The 18,943-nt window shown below is 53.3% G+C and carries 15 protein-coding genes and 1 riboswitch; of the genes, 8 read left to right on the top strand and 7 right to left on the bottom strand.

What is annotated here, in order from left to right; genetic code table 11:
* Nucleotides 1-348 precede the first annotated feature (348 nt).
* Both purH and purD read left to right on the top strand, forming a co-directional pair.
* Nucleotides 349-1,938 (top strand): bifunctional phosphoribosylaminoimidazolecarboxamide formyltransferase/IMP cyclohydrolase, encoded by a 1,590-nt coding sequence (purH, locus tag EH228_RS13320; protein ID WP_152322134.1) that lies wholly within the window; start codon nucleotides 349-351, stop codon nucleotides 1,936-1,938.
* Between the two features lie 14 nt (nucleotides 1,939-1,952).
* Complete coding sequence (purD, locus tag EH228_RS13325) at nucleotides 1,953-3,251, top strand: phosphoribosylamine--glycine ligase (RefSeq protein ID WP_152322135.1); 1,299 nt, start codon at nucleotides 1,953-1,955, stop codon at nucleotides 3,249-3,251.
* A 53-nt stretch (nucleotides 3,252-3,304) separates the two neighbouring features.
* Here the strand turns inward: purD and EH228_RS13330 are convergent, their stop codons facing one another.
* The 6 genes from EH228_RS13330 to nudC all read right to left on the bottom strand — a co-directional run bounded on the left by EH228_RS13330 (nucleotide 3,305) and on the right by nudC (nucleotide 7,820).
* Nucleotides 3,305-3,967: a DUF1481 domain-containing protein gene (locus EH228_RS13330; RefSeq protein ID WP_152322136.1), complete on the bottom strand. Its 663-nt coding sequence runs from the start codon at nucleotides 3,965-3,967 to the stop codon at nucleotides 3,305-3,307.
* Between the two features lie 134 nt (nucleotides 3,968-4,101).
* Nucleotides 4,102-4,374, bottom strand: a complete 273-nt coding sequence (gene hupA, locus EH228_RS13335) for a nucleoid-associated protein HU-alpha (RefSeq protein WP_002438605.1) — start codon at nucleotides 4,372-4,374, stop codon at nucleotides 4,102-4,104.
* A gap of 173 nt (nucleotides 4,375-4,547) precedes the next feature.
* Complete coding sequence (locus tag EH228_RS13340; protein WP_152322137.1) at nucleotides 4,548-5,153, bottom strand: YjaG family protein; 606 nt, start codon at nucleotides 5,151-5,153, stop codon at nucleotides 4,548-4,550.
* A 119-nt stretch (nucleotides 5,154-5,272) separates the two neighbouring features.
* The gene (gene nfi / locus EH228_RS13345) at nucleotides 5,273-5,935 is read right to left on the bottom strand and encodes a deoxyribonuclease V (protein ID WP_152322138.1); all 663 of its coding nucleotides are present in this window, start codon (nucleotides 5,933-5,935) and stop codon (nucleotides 5,273-5,275) included.
* Nucleotides 5,936-5,937: 2 nt separating this feature from the next.
* The gene (gene hemE / locus EH228_RS13350; RefSeq protein WP_152322139.1) at nucleotides 5,938-7,005 is read right to left on the bottom strand and encodes a uroporphyrinogen decarboxylase; all 1,068 of its coding nucleotides are present in this window, start codon (nucleotides 7,003-7,005) and stop codon (nucleotides 5,938-5,940) included.
* A gap of 41 nt (nucleotides 7,006-7,046) precedes the next feature.
* Nucleotides 7,047-7,820 (bottom strand): NAD(+) diphosphatase, encoded by a 774-nt coding sequence (nudC, locus tag EH228_RS13355; RefSeq protein WP_152322140.1) that lies wholly within the window; start codon nucleotides 7,818-7,820, stop codon nucleotides 7,047-7,049.
* A 503-nt stretch (nucleotides 7,821-8,323) separates the two neighbouring features.
* A riboswitch (TPP riboswitch) is annotated at nucleotides 8,324-8,424 on the top strand.
* A 91-nt stretch (nucleotides 8,425-8,515) separates the two neighbouring features.
* On the opposite strand from nudC, the gene thiC reads away from it, so the two are divergent.
* From thiC to thiH, 6 genes are read left to right on the top strand one after another with little or no spacing between them, the layout of a single operon-like run.
* Nucleotides 8,516-10,450 (top strand): phosphomethylpyrimidine synthase ThiC, encoded by a 1,935-nt coding sequence (gene thiC / locus EH228_RS13360; protein WP_152322141.1) that lies wholly within the window; start codon nucleotides 8,516-8,518, stop codon nucleotides 10,448-10,450.
* Complete coding sequence (gene thiE / locus EH228_RS13365; protein ID WP_152322142.1) at nucleotides 10,447-11,094, top strand: thiamine phosphate synthase; 648 nt, start codon at nucleotides 10,447-10,449, stop codon at nucleotides 11,092-11,094. Before thiC ends, thiE begins: the two co-directional genes overlap by 4 nt.
* Nucleotides 11,084-11,845 carry a HesA/MoeB/ThiF family protein gene (locus EH228_RS13370; RefSeq protein WP_152322143.1) on the top strand — a complete coding sequence of 254 codons (762 nt, stop codon included), beginning with the start codon at nucleotides 11,084-11,086 and terminating at the stop codon, nucleotides 11,843-11,845. Before thiE ends, EH228_RS13370 begins: the two co-directional genes overlap by 11 nt.
* Entirely contained in the window at nucleotides 11,829-12,029 is a 201-nt protein-coding gene (gene thiS / locus EH228_RS13375) for a sulfur carrier protein ThiS (protein WP_152322144.1), read from the top strand. Before EH228_RS13370 ends, thiS begins: the two co-directional genes overlap by 17 nt.
* A gap of 1 nt (nucleotide 12,030) precedes the next feature.
* Complete coding sequence (locus tag EH228_RS13380; RefSeq protein WP_152322145.1) at nucleotides 12,031-12,813, top strand: thiazole synthase; 783 nt, start codon at nucleotides 12,031-12,033, stop codon at nucleotides 12,811-12,813.
* Entirely contained in the window at nucleotides 12,810-13,940 is a 1,131-nt protein-coding gene (thiH, locus tag EH228_RS13385) for a 2-iminoacetate synthase ThiH (RefSeq protein WP_152322146.1), read from the top strand. The genes EH228_RS13380 and thiH overlap by 4 nt, the downstream gene beginning before the upstream one ends.
* A gap of 781 nt (nucleotides 13,941-14,721) precedes the next feature.
* Here thiH and rpoC read toward each other — a convergent pair.
* Nucleotides 14,722-18,942: a DNA-directed RNA polymerase subunit beta' gene (gene rpoC, locus EH228_RS13390; protein WP_152322147.1), complete on the bottom strand. Its 4,221-nt coding sequence runs from the start codon at nucleotides 18,940-18,942 to the stop codon at nucleotides 14,722-14,724.
* Nucleotide 18,943 lies beyond the last annotated feature (1 nt).

The following is an 18,943-nucleotide window of genomic DNA, read 5'->3' on the forward strand; positions in this document are numbered from 1 at the left end:
TCAACCCGGCGGTCGCTAAACCGTTATTCCGTGTCAGTGGAGGCGCATTATAGGGAGTTCCTGACAACTGACAAGCGCTAATTTGTGAAAAACAGACTGTTCGCTGCATTCCACAGCAAAAGAGCTATTTATACGGAGTTATACACAGATTTATCCACAATTATTATCAACCAGAATTTTAGGCGAGCATCGCGCAAACGTTTTCGCTACAATGCCACCGCAAAATCCTGGCCCCTGTCAGGGGGCGTTACCTGAATATTGCTGCTCTTCTCTTATTGTATAACGGAAGATGACTAAGATTGATGTAACGCTCTTATCTATGCGAACCAAAGCCAAGGGATAAACCTCATGCAACAACCTCGTCCTGTACGCCGCGCTCTGCTTAGCGTGTCTGACAAAACCGGTATCCTCGAATTTGCGCAGGCACTATCAAAGCGTGGTGTCGAACTGCTCTCTACCGGCGGTACTGCCCGCCTGCTGGCAGACGCCAGTCTGCCCGTGACTGAAGTCTCTGACTATACCGGTTTCCCGGAAATGATGGATGGACGCGTAAAAACCCTGCACCCGAAAGTACACGGCGGAATTCTGGGTCGTCGCGGGCAGGATGACGCCATCATGCAAGAACACCATATTTCTCCTATCGACATGGTAGTCGTTAACCTTTATCCCTTTGCTCAAACCGTCGCCCGCGAAGGTTGTTCGCTGGAAGATGCCATTGAGAATATTGATATTGGCGGCCCGACGATGGTGCGTTCAGCGGCGAAAAACCATAAAGACGTCGCCATTGTGGTCAAAAGCAGCGACTACCAGGCCATCATCGACGAGATGGACGCCAACAATAACTCCCTGCAGTTGGCAACCCGCTTCAACCTGGCAATCAAAGCCTTCGAGCACACAGCAGCTTATGACAGCATGATCGCCAACTATTTCGGCAGCCTGGTTCCCCCCTACCACGGTGAAACCACTGAGCCTTCTGGTCGCTTCCCTCGTACGCTGAACCTGAATTTCATCAAGAAGCAGGATATGCGTTACGGCGAAAACAGCCATCAGAACGCCGCTTTCTATATAGAAGAGAATGTTTCTGAGGCATCGGTGGCCACGGCCCGGCAGGTTCAGGGTAAAGCGTTGTCTTATAACAACATCGCGGATACCGATGCCGCGCTGGAATGCGTAAAGGCGTTCAGTGAACCCGCCTGTGTGATAGTCAAACACGCTAACCCATGCGGCGTGGCCGTAGCCGGGTCAATTCTGGAGGCTTATGAGTTCGCGTATAAAACTGACCCGACCTCAGCCTTCGGCGGCATCATTGCGGTTAACCGTGAACTGGACGAAGCCACAGCTCAGGCCATTATTAGCCGTCAGTTCGTGGAAGTGATCATTGCACCTTCAGCCAGCCAGGCGGCTTTGAACATGACCGCAACCAAACAAAATGTTCGCGTACTAACTTGTGGCCAGTGGCTGCAGCGCCAGGCTGGCCTTGACTTTAAGCGCGTTAACGGCGGCCTGCTGGTGCAAGAACGCGACCTGGGCATGGTGACTGAAGGTCAGCTACAAGTAGTCAGCAAGCGCCGACCCACCGAACAGGAACTGCGTGATGCGCTGTTCTGCTGGAAAGTAGCCAAGTTTGTTAAATCCAACGCTATCGTCTATGCGCGTGACAATATGACCATTGGTATCGGCGCAGGCCAGATGAGCCGTGTCTATTCGGCGAAAATTGCCGGTATTAAAGCAGCCGATGAAGGGTTGGAAGTGAAAGGATCGGCCATGGCTTCCGATGCCTTCTTCCCCTTCCGCGACGGAATTGATGCTGCCGCAGCGGTCGGAGTGAGCTGTATCATCCAGCCGGGCGGATCAATTCGCGATGAAGAAGTGATTGCCGCTGCTGACGAACATGGCATTGCAATGATCTTCACCGGTATGCGCCACTTCCGCCATTGATAAGGAACCAGACGATGAAAATTTTAATCATTGGGAATGGCGGACGTGAACACGCCCTGGCGTGGAAAGCCGCCCAGTCACCGCTGGCAGAAACCGTTTTTGTCGCGCCAGGCAACGCTGGTACCGCACTGGAACCGGCCCTGCAAAACGTGGATATCAGTGCCACTGACATTCCCGCTCTGTTAAGTTTTGCACAGCATGAAAAGATTGATCTGACTATCGTGGGCCCTGAAGCACCGCTGGTGATTGGCGTGGTAGATGCATTCCGCGCAGCGGGTCTGAAAATTTTTGGCCCAACGCAAGCGGCGGCCCAGCTTGAAGGTTCCAAAGCCTTCACCAAGGATTTCCTGGCCCGCCATCAGATCCCGACGGCGGAATACCAGAATTTCACAGACATCGACGCCGCACTCGCCTATACGCGCAGTAAAGGCGCGCCCATTGTCATTAAGGCCGATGGTCTGGCCGCCGGTAAAGGGGTCATCGTGGCGATGACGTTGCAGGAAGCGGAAGAGGCCATTCAGGATATGTTGGCCGGTAACGCCTTTGGCGATGCGGGTCACCGGATTGTCGTGGAAGAGTTCCTGGACGGCGAAGAGGCCAGCTTTATCGTGATGGTGGATGGTGAGAATGTGTTGCCAATGGCCACCAGCCAGGATCACAAACGCGTGGGTGATGGTGATACCGGCCCAAATACCGGGGGAATGGGGGCTTATTCCCCTGCTCCCGTGGTCACCGACGAAATCCATCAATGCGTAATGGAGAGGATTATCTGGCCGACCGTGCGTGGCATGGCTGCTGAAGGCAATGTTTATACAGGTTTTCTTTATGCTGGCCTGATGATCGATAAAAACGGGCAGCCGAAGGTAATCGAATTTAATTGTCGCTTTGGCGATCCGGAAACCCAACCGATCATGCTGCGCCTGCAATCGGATTTGGTGGATCTGTGCCTTGCCGCCACCGACGGTAAACTGGACACCAAAGACTCGGTCTGGGACCCTCGGCCTTCTCTGGGAGTCGTGCTGGCGGCAGGCGGTTACCCTGGCGACTACCGCACCGGCGACCCGGTTCTCGGTCTGCCGTTAGAAGAGATACCCGACGGTAAGGTCTTCCACGCAGGCACCAAAATGAAAGACGGACAGGTGGTAACCAGCGGCGGACGTGTGCTGTGCGTGACCGCCCTGGGCGAAGATGTCGCAACAGCGCAGCAACATGCCTACACACTGGCGAAGCCTATTTTCTGGAATGGCTGTTTCTGTCGTAAAGATATTGGCTACCGAGCCATTGACCGTGAATTGAATAAAAACCAGCAATAGCAGGGAAAATTTTCACCACAGGGTCGGATTATCCGGCCCTTTTTTAACGGCGATTAAAAATGAGCGGCTTCAGGTTCAACCGGACAGACATCGTCCAGTGATACCAACAATAGCTGCGTCCCTTTTGGCGCTTCAAGCCATGAGATACTGACCGGCTTACCCGACATCTGCTGATGCTGTGTAATGTAACTGATCGAGTCACTCTCGAAACGGGGATGCATTTCGCCCCCCTGACAGAGCGTTACCGTCCCCCCTGGCGTCCAATGTCCTTGCCTGAGCAATATGTGACCTTCCAGCAGGTCGTCACTGATTTTGAGCATCCGCCCGGCATCAAACTGATATAACGCCACAGCATCAGGCGAGAGCGCTTCACGGCGACCTTCCAACTGACGTTGCATATAGCTAAGGCGACCATTCTGATCAAAACGCATCATCACACTTTCAGGGTGTGCCCCGGCAATATGTCGTTCAATAGAGAGCAGTTTATTTTCCTGCCACAAGTAATCCGTCTTTTCCGTTGCCGAGGCGCTGAAAGGCGTATAAATAGTCATCAGATGGACAGTCTGCGGCGCACTCTCTTTGCGCCAGATTCTGACCGCCCCACGATCGGCAAGATAACCGCTGGCAGTGAAATCAGGCAGTTTTTGACGCGAACTACAGCCTGCCAGTAATAGCATGATAGAAAGGATGAGAAGTGCGAAAGGATAACGAGTCATGGTGTGAGTATCACACAAGGCAAACAACAATACCGCAGTCAGAGAGACTGAGGCCGGATAAAAGCGGACAATGGATATATTTTAACAAAAGGGGCTTAACGCCCCCCTGTTTAAAACTCTTCACTGTCACACGATTACTTAACAGCGTCTTTCAGTGCCTTACCAGAAACAAATGCTGGTACGTTCGCAGCAGCAATTTTGATTTCTTTACCAGTCTGCGGATTGCGGCCAGTACGCTCAGCACGGTGGTTAACTTTAAAGGTACCAAAACCAACCAGTTGTACAGCATCACCTTCTTTCAGAGACTCAGTAATCGCAGCCAGGGTGGATTCCAGTGCAGCTTTAGCCTGGGTCTTAGACAGGTCCGCTTTGTCCGCAATTACATCAATCAGTTGAGTCTTGTTCATAAGTTATCCTTACAGTGTATTTATCGCTTGCTAAGCATCAAGTGCGAGGGAAAAACCAGATTCTGGCACTCTCCTGCATACACGCACCGATAGCCACATTTTTCAGCCCCCCAAATGTAGACCAGACTGGGGGCGAATGTGAAGCCTTAAGGCGCTACAAATCAAGCCTGAAGTCACGTTTTATCGCCTTGTTGCTGAAAATTTATACCGATATTGCTGATTCCGGTTTCCCGCAGGTCAGATCGCAGCCCTTTTATTAACTCCAGATCCCTTTCTTCACTGGCACTGAGCAGGCGGAAAATCTCCCACTGAATATCCCATTCTTCTTCTACAGCAAGATTCATTTTTAGCTCTTCATCGGTCATTTCACGTCCGGCTTGCGTCATTTCCAGCATTGCTACGCTGGTGATGGAGCTTTCGCTGACGGCAATCGCGTGCTCCAGGGTTTCACCACTCAGACGGGAATGCAACAGTTCGCTCAACGCCACACAGGCATCAATAGCCGGGTAGACGCCGTACAGATCATAATCTTCAGCACTCGGGATCGCTTCTTCCAGCTTTTCCAGTTGCGAGTCAAAATTCACTTTAGCGTCCTTGACCACCAATGTTTCCCAGATCAGGTCAAGGATCCGCCGGTATAACTGACCATCACCAAAACTGGTTTGCTGACAAAACGCCCAATAATTGGGATACATTCGTTCACACAGACAAGCCATAAAAGTAACATGCTGCCAACTTGCCAGCTTTTCCAGCCGCAGGTGAATCGGATTACGTAACATGATGGGATCTCTTCAACAAATAGTGCGCGGTCTGCAGTGTAACTGAAAAGCACGCGTCTCACACCGTTAACCCTCTGCGTCCCCCGTCAATGCTGTAAACGACAGATACGTTGGCGGTTTTAGGATATAAGCCGTGTAAAAGCCGGACGCTGAGAGGCAACGGCATCAGCCCAGCGGGTGGGTTCAGGCAAACGATATCCTTGCAGACAGCGTTCCACCCAGTCCAGGGCGGTATCCAGATGGACACGATGACCCGGTGAAATAAATAATGGGTTACAGCGACGCTTGCTGCGCAGTACCCAACCAATCTGCTCGCCTTTATCCACCAGTGGCTGGCGTGAGCCGGGTTCTTCCTCCAGCGCCGCGAACTTACCACACAGAAGACGTTTGGCCACACCGATGGTCGGCACATCCACCAGCAGACCAAAATGGCTGGCAACGCCAAGGCGACGCGGATGTGCTATCCCCTGTCCGTCGACAAACAACAGGTCTGGTTGCAATTGCAACTGTTGCCATGCGGCAAGTAACGCGGGATATTCACGAAAAGAGAGGTAACCGGGAATGTATGGCATGGTGGTGGCAATACGCGCCACCTGGTGCTCAACCAACTTCATCGAGGGATATTCCAGAATAACCAGCGCGGCGCGGGTGACCTCTCCGCCCTGTTCGAATCCAACATCCGCACCCGCAATGTAGCGGGGAGGCATTACCGCAAAATCATCTTCACGCACCACACCCGCGGCACGCGCTGATTGCTCTTGTTTTAATGCCTGAATATCCATGTTCAGTCCTGATGATAAGGGCGTGAGAGTTGGTGAACCGCTTCGACAAAGACACCCGCGCTGGCAGGAGGCACATCCTGATGGATGCCGTGCCCCAAATTAAACACGTGACCGCTGCCGGTTCCAAAGCCCTGCAAAATACGGGCAACTTCCTGCTCAATACGCGCAGGCTGAGCATACAATATTGATGGGTCCATATTGCCCTGCAGCGCCACTTTGTGGCCTACACGACGGCGCGCGTCGGCAATATCGGTGGTCCAGTCCAGTCCCAGCGCATCACAACCGGTGGCAGCCATGGCTTCCAGCCATTGTCCGCCGCCTTTGGTAAACAGGGTTACAGGCACACGGCGGCCTTCATTTTCATGCAGCAGGCCATCAACAATTTTATGCATGTAATGTAGCGAAAACTCAAGATAATCCCGTCCCGTCAGCACGCCACCCCAGGTGTCGAAAATCATCACCGACTGGGCGCCCGCGCGAATTTGCGCATTCAGGTAGAGCGTCACACTGTCAGCCAGTTTGTCCAGCATCATGTGCAGGGTTTCCGGCTCGGCGTACATCATTTTTTTCAGTTTGGTAAACGCTTTACTGCTGCCGCCTTCCACCATATAGGTGGCCAGCGTCCAGGGACTGCCGGAGAAACCAATCAACGGCACTTCACCCTGCAAACTTTTACGGATGGTGCGCACGGCATCCATCACATAGCCCAGTTCCTGTTCCGGATCTGGGATCGGCAATTTTTCAACGTCTGCCCGACACGTTACTGGCGAGGAAAATCGCGGGCCTTCACCGGCCTCAAAATAAAGGCCCAGCCCCATGGCATCAGGGATAGTCAAAATATCGGAGAACAGGATCGCCGCGTCCAGCGGATAACGACGCAGTGGCTGTAACGTCACTTCGCAGGCCAGATCGGCATTTTTGCACAGCGACATAAAATCACCGGCCCTGGCGCGGGTGGCTTTGTACTCTGGCAGGTAGCGTCCGGCTTGACGCATCATCCACACCGGCGTCACATCCACCGGTTGGCGCAGCAGGGCACGCAGATAACGATCGTTCTTCAGTTCACTCATCTTTACATGGCTCTCTTTGTTTCAGGCGCGCAGTATATCATTCATTCTGCCCCGGTGCGGCAGAGTGCGACGGTGTCCTCAATCAGTCGGCGCGCCACGGTGCCCACGGGGGGCAACTGCGGCAGAGCATCAAAGCGATACCAACCCGCATCCAGCAGTTCTTTCGGATCGATGGTGACCTCCCCGCTGTCATAATCGGCCATAAACGCCATCATCAGCGACTGAGGGAAGGGCCACGGCTGCGAGGAAACATAGCGCAGGTTTTTCACCTTTAGCCCGCTCTCCTCCATCACCTCACGTGCGACAGTCTGCTCCAGCGTTTCGCCCACTTCGACAAATCCAGCCAGCACGGTATAAACGCCATTGCGATGTTTGGTATGTTGCGCCAACAAAATCTCTTCACCCCGACGGATGGCCACGATGATGCAAGGCGCGATCTGCGGGTAATAACGCTGGCGACAGTGACGGCACAAACAGGCCCATTCAGTTTTGCTGTGGTGCATTTCATGGCCGCAATAGCCGCACCACTTGTGCGAGCGATAAAACTCAGCCAGTTGGATCCCACGGCCGGCAAGCTGAAACAGGCCAACATCCTGATCGAGGATCTGCCGCAGCGATCCCATCTCATCCTTACGGCTACCGCAGATCAACCAAACCGGTTCGCCCTGCCATTCACCGATCACTGCTCCTGTCGATCCACTAAGCCCTAATTCTTGTGCACTTCCATACGGTAATTGACCTTTTGGCAACCACAGTTTGTTCTCGTGGCTGATAACCCACCAGCCAGCGTCTGCATTTGAAATCTCACATTCCATCAATTTGCTTATCCTCAGTTGCAAAGGCTCTGTATAGGATGAAACATTAAAAATAACATTTACGGAAGGCACAGGGGCTTACCCCGTTAAAAAACCTGACCACGCAAGTTGCTGGGCGCAGTGATATGCCGGACCACGGTTTACACTCACCAAAGCAACATCTGCTCATCTGTTAATGAATGGCTGGCATCAAGACTAACAAGGATTCTTTGACTTCGCTTGATGAAAACACCTTAAACACCGTTTGCCAGCGTCGGATAGATTATCTTCCGTCCGGCCATTTTACCGCCTGTAAGTACTTCAATCGAAGCAATGGAAAGCCCCAAACTACGTTGGCTAAAACCTAATGCGACGGGGGGACACTCTGCGGCCCACAGCTCAACGTATGGCGAATATAAAGCCCTTGTGGTTTCTAAAAAGCCCCTCTATGCTGAGGGAGTCATAACATGATCGGCAACTAAACGGTCATGATTGCTCTGCTTTCCCCGCCCAGGGATGCAGAATTCTTCTTGTCGGAGTGCCCTAAAGGGCTGAGACCGTTAATTCGGGATCCGCGGAACCTGATCAGGTTAGTACCTGCGAAGGGAACAAGAGTAAACATTCTGTGATGGTGTGATTTCGCCCTTCATCACACCCTGCGCTTACTCCTCCGAGCTCCGGACAAGCAACTTTCCCTGTCAACCAAGGAACGTGCTATGTCTGCCATTGATAAAAAATCTACCCGTCGCGAGCAACGTGCTGAAGCACAAAAGTTTATCGACTCCTTGCAAGGTACGGCTTTTCCCAATTCAAGACGGATCTGGCTGACCGGCTCTCGTGCCGATATTCGCGTGCCAATGCGTGAAATCCAGCTCAGCCCAACGATGATTGGGGGCAGTAAAGACCATCCGCTATTTGAAGATAATGAGCCTGTACCGGTCTATGATACCGCCGGGCCTTACGGCGATCCTGACGCAAAAATTGATGTCCATGCCGGGCTGACGCGATTACGTAATGACTGGATTATTGAACGCGGCGATACACAGCCGATAACACAGCTTAGTTCGGTTTATACTCAGCAGCGGCTGGCCGACGAAGGGCTGGATCACCTGCGTTTCGATAAGTTGCCCCATCCACGCCGGGCGTTACCCGGTCATTGTGTTACTCAGATGCATTACGCACGTCTGGGGATAATCACCCCCGAAATGGAATTTATCGCCCTACGTGAAAACATGGGGCGTGAGCGTATCCGTAGTGAGACGCTGTTACAACAGCATCCGGGCAACAGCTTTGGTACGATCTTGCCGGAAAACATCACCGCCGAATTCGTTCGCCAGGAAGTTGCTGCCGGTCGGGCCATTATCCCCGCCAATATCAACCATCCGGAATCAGAGCCAATGATCATCGGGCGTAATTTTCTGGTGAAAATCAACGCTAATATTGGCAATTCCGCGGTCAGTTCATCAATTGAGGAAGAGGTCGAAAAACTGGTGTGGTCCGTCCGCTGGGGCGCAGATACGGTGATGGATCTGTCCACCGGCCGAAATATCCATGAAACCCGCGAGTGGCTTCTGCGTAACAGCCCGGTTCCGATTGGCACCGTACCAATCTATCAGGCTTTAGAGAAAGTGAACGGTATCGCGGAAAACCTTAACTGGGAAATCTTCCGCGACACACTCCTGGAACAGGCGGAACAAGGGGTGGATTATTTCACTATCCACACTGGCGTGCTGCTGCGCTATGTGCCCATGACCGCCAAACGCCTGACCGGTATCGTTTCTCGCGGCGGCTCAATCATGGCGAAATGGTGTCTGTCACATCATCAGGAAAGCTTTCTCTACCAACATTTCCGCGAAATTTGTGAAATCTGCGCCGCTTATGACGTCTCCCTGTCGCTGGGCGATGGTCTGCGTCCAGGCTCGATCCAGGATGCCAACGATGAAGCCCAGTTTGCCGAGTTGCATACCCTGGGGGAACTGACCAAAATCGCCTGGGAATATGATGTGCAGGTGATGATTGAAGGGCCGGGCCATGTGCCGATGCAGATGATCCGCCGCAATATGACCGAACAGTTGGAACACTGCCATGAAGCACCATTTTACACCCTTGGCCCGCTGACCACCGATATCGCGCCGGGTTATGACCATTTTACATCGGGTATCGGCGCGGCAATGATCGGTTGGTTCGGCTGTGCCATGTTGTGCTATGTCACGCCAAAAGAACATCTGGGGCTGCCAAACAAAGAAGACGTTAAGCAGGGTCTGATCACCTATAAAATCGCGGCGCACGCGGCGGATCTGGCGAAAGGTCACCCCGGTGCGCAGATCCGGGATAACGCCATGTCCAAGGCTCGTTTCGAATTTCGCTGGGAAGATCAGTTCAATCTGGCGCTCGATCCACACACTGCCCGTTCTTATCACGACGAGACACTGCCACAAGAATCCGGCAAGGTGGCGCATTTCTGCTCTATGTGCGGCCCAAAATTCTGCTCAATGAAAATCACCCAGGAAGTACGTGACTATGCGGCGAAACAGCAGGCAGACGCTAAATCGATTGAGATCGGTATGGCCGAAATGTCGGAAGCTTTCCGCCAGCACGGCGGTGACCTGTACCACCCTGCCAGTACGCGCCTGCCGGAGGAAAAAGTATGAGCCGGGGTCCTTTTCCTGTGACGGAAGAGCGGCTTGGACTCTATCCGGTCGTCGACACGGTGGAGTGGATCGAGCGTCTGCTGACTGTCGGTGTGCGTACTCTGCAATTGCGTATCAAGGATCAGCCAGATGAAGCGGTTGAACAGGATATCGCCGCCGCTATCGCTCTGGGCCGACGCTTCCGGGCTCGCCTGTTTATCAATGATTACTGGCGGCTGGCGATCAAACATCAGGCGTACGGCGTTCATCTGGGTCAGGAAGACCTGAATAGCGCCGATCTGGACGCTATCCACCGCGCTGGTCTTCGTCTGGGTCTGTCCACCCATGATGATAGCGAACTGGATCGCGCATTGGCAGTGCGTCCTTCTTATATCGCTCTTGGTCACGTTTTCCCAACACAAACCAAAAAAATGCCTTCTTCTCCCCAGGGACTGGATGAACTTAAACGCCATGTCGACCGGTTAACGGAGATTTCAACGGTAGCGATTGGCGGGATCAGCCTTGAGCGCGCGCCGGCGGTACTGGCAACTGGCGTCGGTAGCATTGCCGTCGTCAGCGCCATCACCCAGGCCACAGACTGGAAAGCCGCGACCAAACAACTGCTGGCACTGGCGGGTTCAGGAGGTCTGTCTCATGTTCAGTGACCAGGATTTTATGCGCTACAGCCGCCAACTGCTGCTGGAGGAGTTTGGTCAACCTACCCAGCACCAACTGCGGGCTGCCAGCGTACTGATTGTCGGGCTTGGGGGACTTGGTTCACCTGCCGCGCTGTATCTGGCCGCCGCTGGCGTCGGCACGCTGCTGCTGGCTGACGACGATACCATACATATCAGTAATCTCCAGAGGCAGATCCTGTTTCGCAGCAATGAGACCGGACAGTCCAAATCTGCTGTCGCCAGGAAACATCTTCAGGCGCTGAATCCGCAGGTGGAGTGCATCGCTGTGGAAAACCGTATGCATGCGGAATCGCTGAAGGAAGTCATGCAGCGGGCCGATCTGGTACTGGACTGCAGCGATAACATGCAAACCCGCCAGGCGGTTAATGCCGCCTGCGTGCAATACGCAACTCCCCTGATCAGCGCCAGCGCGGTCGGCTTGAGCGGCCAGTTACTGGTATTGACGCCGCCCTTTACACATGGCTGTTACCGCTGCCTGTGGCCAGATGAAGCCGAGCCGCAACGCAACTGCCGGACAGCAGGCGTACTGGGGCCGGTTGTCGGTGTGATGGGCACGTTGCAGGCGCTGGAAGCACTAAAAGTACTGACCGGCCAGACTTCTGTACTGGATGGCAAGCTACGACTGTTTGATGGCCGCCAGCAAACCTGGCGCACGCTGAATCTTGAGCGCAGCGCTAACTGCCCGGTATGTGGAGGAGGCGATGAACATCGTGATTAATGATGAGGCGATCGCTCTCCCTGTACCGCTAACGCTGGAGGGACTGCTGCTGCAACTCTCCCGTCACCAACCGGGAACCGCGCTGGCCGTCAATCAGCATATTGTGCCCCGCGAGCGCTGGGCTGACTGGCTGTTACAGGAAGGCGACGAGCTGGTTATTTTCCAGGCCATCGCCGGAGGTTGATATGTTACAGATAGCTGATAAAACGTTTTCTTCCCGTCTGTTTACCGGTACCGGTAAATTCGCCAGCCCGGCAATCATGCTGGAAGCGTTAAAAGAATCTGGCACACAACTGGTCACGATGGCGATGAAGCGGGTCGATTTACGCGGTGGTAATGATGGTATTCTACAACCATTGCGGCAGTTGCAACCGGGTGTGCAGCTATTGCCCAACACATCCGGTGCCAAAACAGCCGAAGAGGCAATCTTTGCCGCCCGACTGGCCCGTGAAGCGCTGGGAACAAACTGGTTGAAGTTAGAAATCCACCCTGATGCCCGCTACCTGCTACCGGATGCCGTAGAAACGCTAAAAGCCGCTGCCGCGCTGGTGAAAGAAGGTTTCACCATACTGCCGTATTGCCATGCCGACCCGGTATTATGCAAACGACTGGAGGAAGTGGGTTGCGCGGCAGTAATGCCGCTTGGCGCGCCTATTGGCAGCAATCAGGGGCTTAAAACCCGTGATCTACTGGCAATTATCATCGAACAGTCAACAGTACCGGTGGTTGTCGATGCCGGTATTGGTGCCCCCAGCCACGCCAGCGAAGCCCTGGAATTGGGCGCCGATGCCGTACTGGTCAATACTGCCATTGCATCCGCCGCCAACCCGGTGCAGATGGCGTGCGCTTTCCGGCTGGCGGTTGAGGCCGGCACCCTGGCTTATCGCAGCGGATTAAGCGAATACCATCAACAAGCCGTGGCAACCAGCCCATTAACCGATTTTCTACAAAGCGAGGTCGCGAGATGAAAAGCTTCGTGTCGCAGTGGGAAAAGCTGGAATGGGATGATATCCGGCTGCGCATCAACAGCAAAACGGCAACCGACGTGGAATGGGCGCTGAATGCGCGAAAAGTGGGACGTGAAGAGCTGATGGCCCTGCTTTCTCCCGCGGCTCAGGATTATCTTGAACCTCTGGCGAGAAAGGCACAGAGGCTGACCCGCCAGCGCTTTGGTCATGCGGTAAACCTGTTCGTGCCACTCTATCTCTCCAACCTCTGCGCAAATGATTGTACCTATTGCGGCTTCTCAATGAGCAACCGCATTAAACGCAAAACGCTGGATGCGAACGAGATAGCGCGTGAATGCCTGGCGATCCGCTCTATGGGGTTTGATCAGCTATTGCTGGTCACCGGCGAGCACCAGACCAGGGTGGGTATGGACTATTTCCGTCAGCATCTGCCTGCAATCCGCTCACATTTCAGTTCGCTGATGATGGAAGTACAACCCATGGGCGAAGCCGAGTATGCCGAACTGAAAACGCTGGGTCTGGATGGCGTGCTGGTCTATCAGGAAACCTACCATCCGCAGGTTTACCGTCATCACCACCTGAAAGGCAACAAGCAGGACTTCTTCTTCCGGCTGGAAACGCCAGACCGGCTGGGTCGTGCTGGTGTGGATAAGATTGGGCTGGGGACGCTGATCGGCCTGTCTGACAGTTGGCGCACGGACTGCTATATGATGGCGGAACATTTGCTGTGGCTACAAAAAACCTGGTGGAAAAGTCGCTATTCCGTCGCTTTCCCACGGCTACGCCCCTGCACTGGCGGTATTCAACCAGCTTCACTGATGAATGAAGCTCAGTTGGTACAGGTTATCTGCGCCTTTCGCTTGTTTGCGCCGGAAGTGGAGCAGTCGCTTTCAACCCGCGAGTCGCCACAGTTCCGCGATAAAGTTGTACCGCTGGCGATTAATACACTTAGCGCCTTTTCGAAAACCCAGCCCGGCGGTTATGCCGACAACAAAGCTGAGCTTGAACAGTTCTCGCCGCATGATAATCGCCATCCACAACAGGTTGCCGAGGCACTGATCCAGTCCGGGTTACAACCCGTCTGGAAAGACTGGGACCGTTATCTGGGACGCGCGCCAGCCCGTTAAATACCCGTTTTTTTTCAGCAACGCTGCCGGAACGGCCTGAAACGGGCATCTGGCAGCCTTTTGCCCTCACATTTGCGTAAGGAACAGCGCCAATACACCGGTGACTTGAAATAAACGACAGATATACCCTCCAATTTATATCATGTCCTGTTAATACTTTATTCCAGACTACATTCATATTTAAGAAAAATTAATAATTTTTCCAGAATGCCAGCAATAATGCTCTTATTTCGGGGAAGGTACTCAAATTTAATGAATCTTCTGAAATATTCTAAAGTTTATTCCAGCTATGATTCCATAAATTAAATGTGGTGAGTGGCTGCTTTAATGAAACCTTGTAGAGTCAGGGTGTCGATGTCAACCGGGCATCGTCCAGGCCTGGCGTATATTTCTTCCTGTCGGGCCTGCCTCACTCAACATGATGAAAAATCAGGCCTGTCACACCTGATGAATAATCCATCTGTAGAGAAAACCCCACTGAACCGGAGACAATTTATTTCCTCTTTAATATTCTGCGGACCTCACCAGAACGCCCCAACCTATCCATAGCGCCAGACACCAACAATGCATACTTACGTGATTCCAGCACAACTGAAAGATATTCCATCTGCGGCAATGGGAAGTATCAATACGGCTTGCGGACAAGCCTTCAACTATTTACTCCACGACAATTATGGCGCCCGCTAACACGCCGGCGCTTTCTTGCCATGTAAACAGGATCAATAGCCATAAAAAAACCGCTCCGAAGAGCGGTTTTTACTCGTAGCATTAGCGACAACGATTAATCGTCACTGCCACCTAAACCCGCGTTCAGCAATTCCGCCAGGCTGGCAGACGCTTCGTCCGCCGTCACCTGAGGCACGACTGGAACTTCGCCTGCGGCCTTACGGCGCATACGATCCTGGTGGTAAGCGTAACCAGTACCGGCTGGGATCAGACGGCCCACGATAACGTTCTCTTTCAGGCCACGCAGTTCATCACGTTTGCCCGCAACAGCCGCTTCGGTCAGTACGCGCGTCGTTTCCTGGAACGATGCGGCAGAGATGAAGGACTCGGTCGCCAGTGACGCTTTGGTGATACCCAGCAGATCGCGCATGTAGGTTGCCGCGATTTTGCCGTTGGCTTCCAGCTCACGGTTAGAGATCTTAACGCGTGATACTTCAACCTGCTCGCCATCCAGGAAGTCGGAGCTGCCTGCATTTTCGATGGTTGCCTTACGCAGCATCTGACGAACAATGACTTCGATGTGCTTATCGTTAATCTTAACGCCCTGCAGACGGTAAACTTCCTGCACTTCGTTAGTAATATAACGGGTCACCGCATGTACGCCACGCAGACGCAGAATGTCATGTGGTGACTCTGGGCCATCGGAAACCACGTCACCACGCTCCACGCGTTCACCTTCGAACACGTTAAGCTGACGCCATTTCGGAATCATCTCTTCGTACGGATCACTACCGTCTACCGGGGTGATGACCAGACGACGTTTGCCTTTGGTTTCTTTACCGAAGGAAATGATGCCACTGATCTCAGCCAGAATTGCCGGTTCTTTCGGACGACGAGCTTCGAACAGGTCGGCAACGCGTGGCAGACCACCGGTGATATCCTTGGTCCCGCCGGATTCCTGCGGAACACGCGCCAGGGTGTCACCCGAACTGATCTTGATACCGTCTTCCAGTTGTACAATCGCTTTACCCGGCAGGAAGTACTGAGCAGGCATATCGGTACCTGGAATCAGTACATCGTCACCATTGGCATCCACGATTTTCAGTGCCGGACGCAGATCTTTACCGCCGGACGTACGCTCAGCGCTATCCAGGATAACCAGAGAAGACAGACCGGTCAGGTCATCTGTCTGGCGGGTAATAGTCTGACCATCAATCATGTCAACGAAGCGCACGAAACCGCTCACTTCGGTGATAACCGGCATGGTATGCGGATCCCAGTTGGCGACAGTCTCACCCGCAGCAACCTGCTCACCGTCGCCTTTCGCCATGATGGCACCGTAAGGAACTTTATAGCTCTCTTTGGTACGACCAAATTCGTCGATCATTTTCAGTTCAACATTACGCGAGGTGATAACCAGCTTGCCAGTGGAGTTCGTTACCGACTTGGCGTTGATCAGCTTCAGAGTACCTTTGTTCTTCACCTGAATGCTGGATTCAGCGGCCGCACGCGATGCCGCACCACCGATGTGGAACGTACGCATGGTCAGCTGAGTACCTGGTTCACCGATGGACTGTGCTGCAATAACGCCGATGGCCTCACCTTTATTGATGATGTGACCACGCGCCAGATCGCGTCCATAACAGTGGGCACACACACCGAAGTCAGTTTCACAACTTACCACAGAGCGAACTTTCAGGCTGTCAACTGAGTACTCTTCCAACAGATCACACTGGTGCTCATGCAGCAGAGTGTTACGTGGCAGCAGAATATCAGCCGTACCCGGCTTGAGGACATCTTCCGCCGTCACACGACCCAGCACACGCTCACGCAGCGGTTCTTTCACGTCGCCACCCTCGATAACCGGCGTCATCAGGATACCTTCGTGTGTACCACAGTCATCCTCGGTCACCACCAGATCCTGCGCCACGTCAACCAGACGACGGGTCAGATAACCGGAGTTCGCGGTTTTCAACGCGGTATCCGCCAAACCTTTACGCGCACCGTGGGTAGAGATGAAGTACTGGAGTACGTTCAGACCTTCACGGAAGTTCGCGGTGATGGGCGTTTCAATGATCGAACCATCCGGTTTAGCCATCAGGCCACGCATACCCGCCAACTGACGAATCTGTGCAGCAGAACCACGAGCACCGGAGTCGGCCATCATGAAAATGCTATTGAAGGAAACCTGGCGCTCTTCCACACCGTCACGGTTAATCACGGTTTCGGTAGACAGGTTTTCCATCATGGCTTTCGCCACACGTTCGTTAGCTGCAGCCCAGATATCGATAACCTTGTTATAGCGTTCGCCTGCGGTGACCAGACCAGACTGGAACTGCTCCTGGATCTCAGCCACTTCCGCTTCCGCTTCGCTGATGATTTCCGCTTTCTTCTCCGGGATAACCATGTCGTCGATACCCACAGATGCGCCAGAACGCGCAGCATAGGCAAAGCCGGTATACATAGTCTGGTCAGCAAAGATAACCGTTGGTTTCAGGCCCAGGATACGGTAACAGGTGTTCAGCATTTTGGAGATCGCTTTCTTACCCAACGCCTGGTTGACGATGGAGAAAGGCAGACCTTTTGGCACGATCATCCACAGGATGGCCCGGCCAATAGTCGTATCGACCAGACCGGTTTTTTCCACCCATTCGCCAAGCTCGTTTTTCTCATACTCGGTGATACGAACCTTAACACGGGCATGCAGAGAAGCCAGACCGGCGCGATAAATACGTTCCGCTTCTTTCGGCCCCGTCAACACCATGCCTTCGCCTTTGGCGTTAACACAGTCACGAGTCATGTAGTACAGACCCAGAACCACGTCCTGAGAAGGAACAATGATTGGCTCACCGTTCGCTGGAGACAGGATGTTGTTGGTCGACATCATCAGCGCACGCGCTTCCAGCTGGGCTTCCAGCGTCAACGGTACGTGAACCGCCATCTGGTCACCATCGAAGTCGGCGTTATAAGCCGCACAAACCAGCGGATGCAACTGAATCGCTTTACCTTCAATCAGCACGGGTTCAAACGCCTGGATACCCAAACGGTGCAGAGTAGGTGCGCGGTTCAGCAACACTGGGTGTTCGCGGATCACTTCGTCCAGGATATCCCAGACTACCGCTTCTTCACGCTCAACCATTTTCTTGGCAGCTTTGATGGTGGTAGCAAGACCACGCAGTTCCAGCTTGCCGTAGATGAACGGTTTGAACAGCTCCAGCGCCATTTTCTTCGGCAGACCACACTGATGCAGACGCAGGTATGGACCTACGGTGATAACGGAGCGACCAGAGTAGTCGACACGTTTACCCAGCAGGTTCTGACGGAAACGACCCTGTTTACCTTTGATCATATCGGCCAAAGATTTCAGAGGACGCTTGTTAGAACCCGTGATCGCACGACCACGGCGACCATTATCCAGCAATGCATCGACCGCTTCCTGCAACATACGTTTTTCGTTACGTACGATGATATCTGGCGCAGCCAGATCCAGCAGACGCTTCAGGCGGTTGTTACGGTTGATCACGCGACGGTACAGATCATTCAGATCCGAGGTAGCGAAACGACCACCGTCCAGCGGCACCAGCGGACGCAGATCCGGCGGCAGCACAGGCAGCACGGTCAGGATCATCCACTCCGGCTTGTTGCCAGACTGCACGAACGCTTCCAGCAACTTGATACGCTTGGTCAGCTTTTTACGCTTGGTTTCGGAGTTGGTTTCATTCAGCTCCTCACGCAGTTGCTCGCATTCCTGCTCCAGATCCATGTTTTTCAACAGGGCCTGGATCGCTTCCGCACCCATTTTCGCGTCAAATTCATCACCAAATTCTTCCAGCGCGTCCAGATACTGCTCTTCAGTCAGGATCTGACGGCGCTCAAGGTTGGTCATGCCGCCTTCAACCACCACATAAGATTCGAAGTACAAAACACGTTCGATATCACGCAGCGGCATATCCAGCAATAAACCAATGCGCGATGGCAGTGATTTCAGGAACCAAATGTGCGCAGTAGGTGAAGCCAGTTCAATGTGGCCCATACGCTCACGGCGGACCTTAGTCTGGGTCACTTCAACGCCGCATTTCTCACAGATAACACCGCGATGTTTAAGGCGTTTGTACTTACCGCACAGGCACTCGTAATCTTTTACCGGCCCAAAAATACGCGCGCAGAAAAGCCCGTCACGTTCAGGTTTGAAGGTACGATAGTTAATGGTTTCTGGCTTTTTAACTTCACCAAAAGACCAGGAACGGATCATGTCTGGCGACGCCAGAGCAATTTTGATCGCATCAAACTCTTCGGTCTTAGTTTGCGCTTTCAGAAACTTAAGTAAGTCTTTCACG

It is taken from the genome of Erwinia endophytica (assembly GCF_009295515.1).
Taxonomy (GTDB): Bacteria; Pseudomonadota; Gammaproteobacteria; order Enterobacterales; family Enterobacteriaceae; genus Erwinia; species Erwinia endophytica.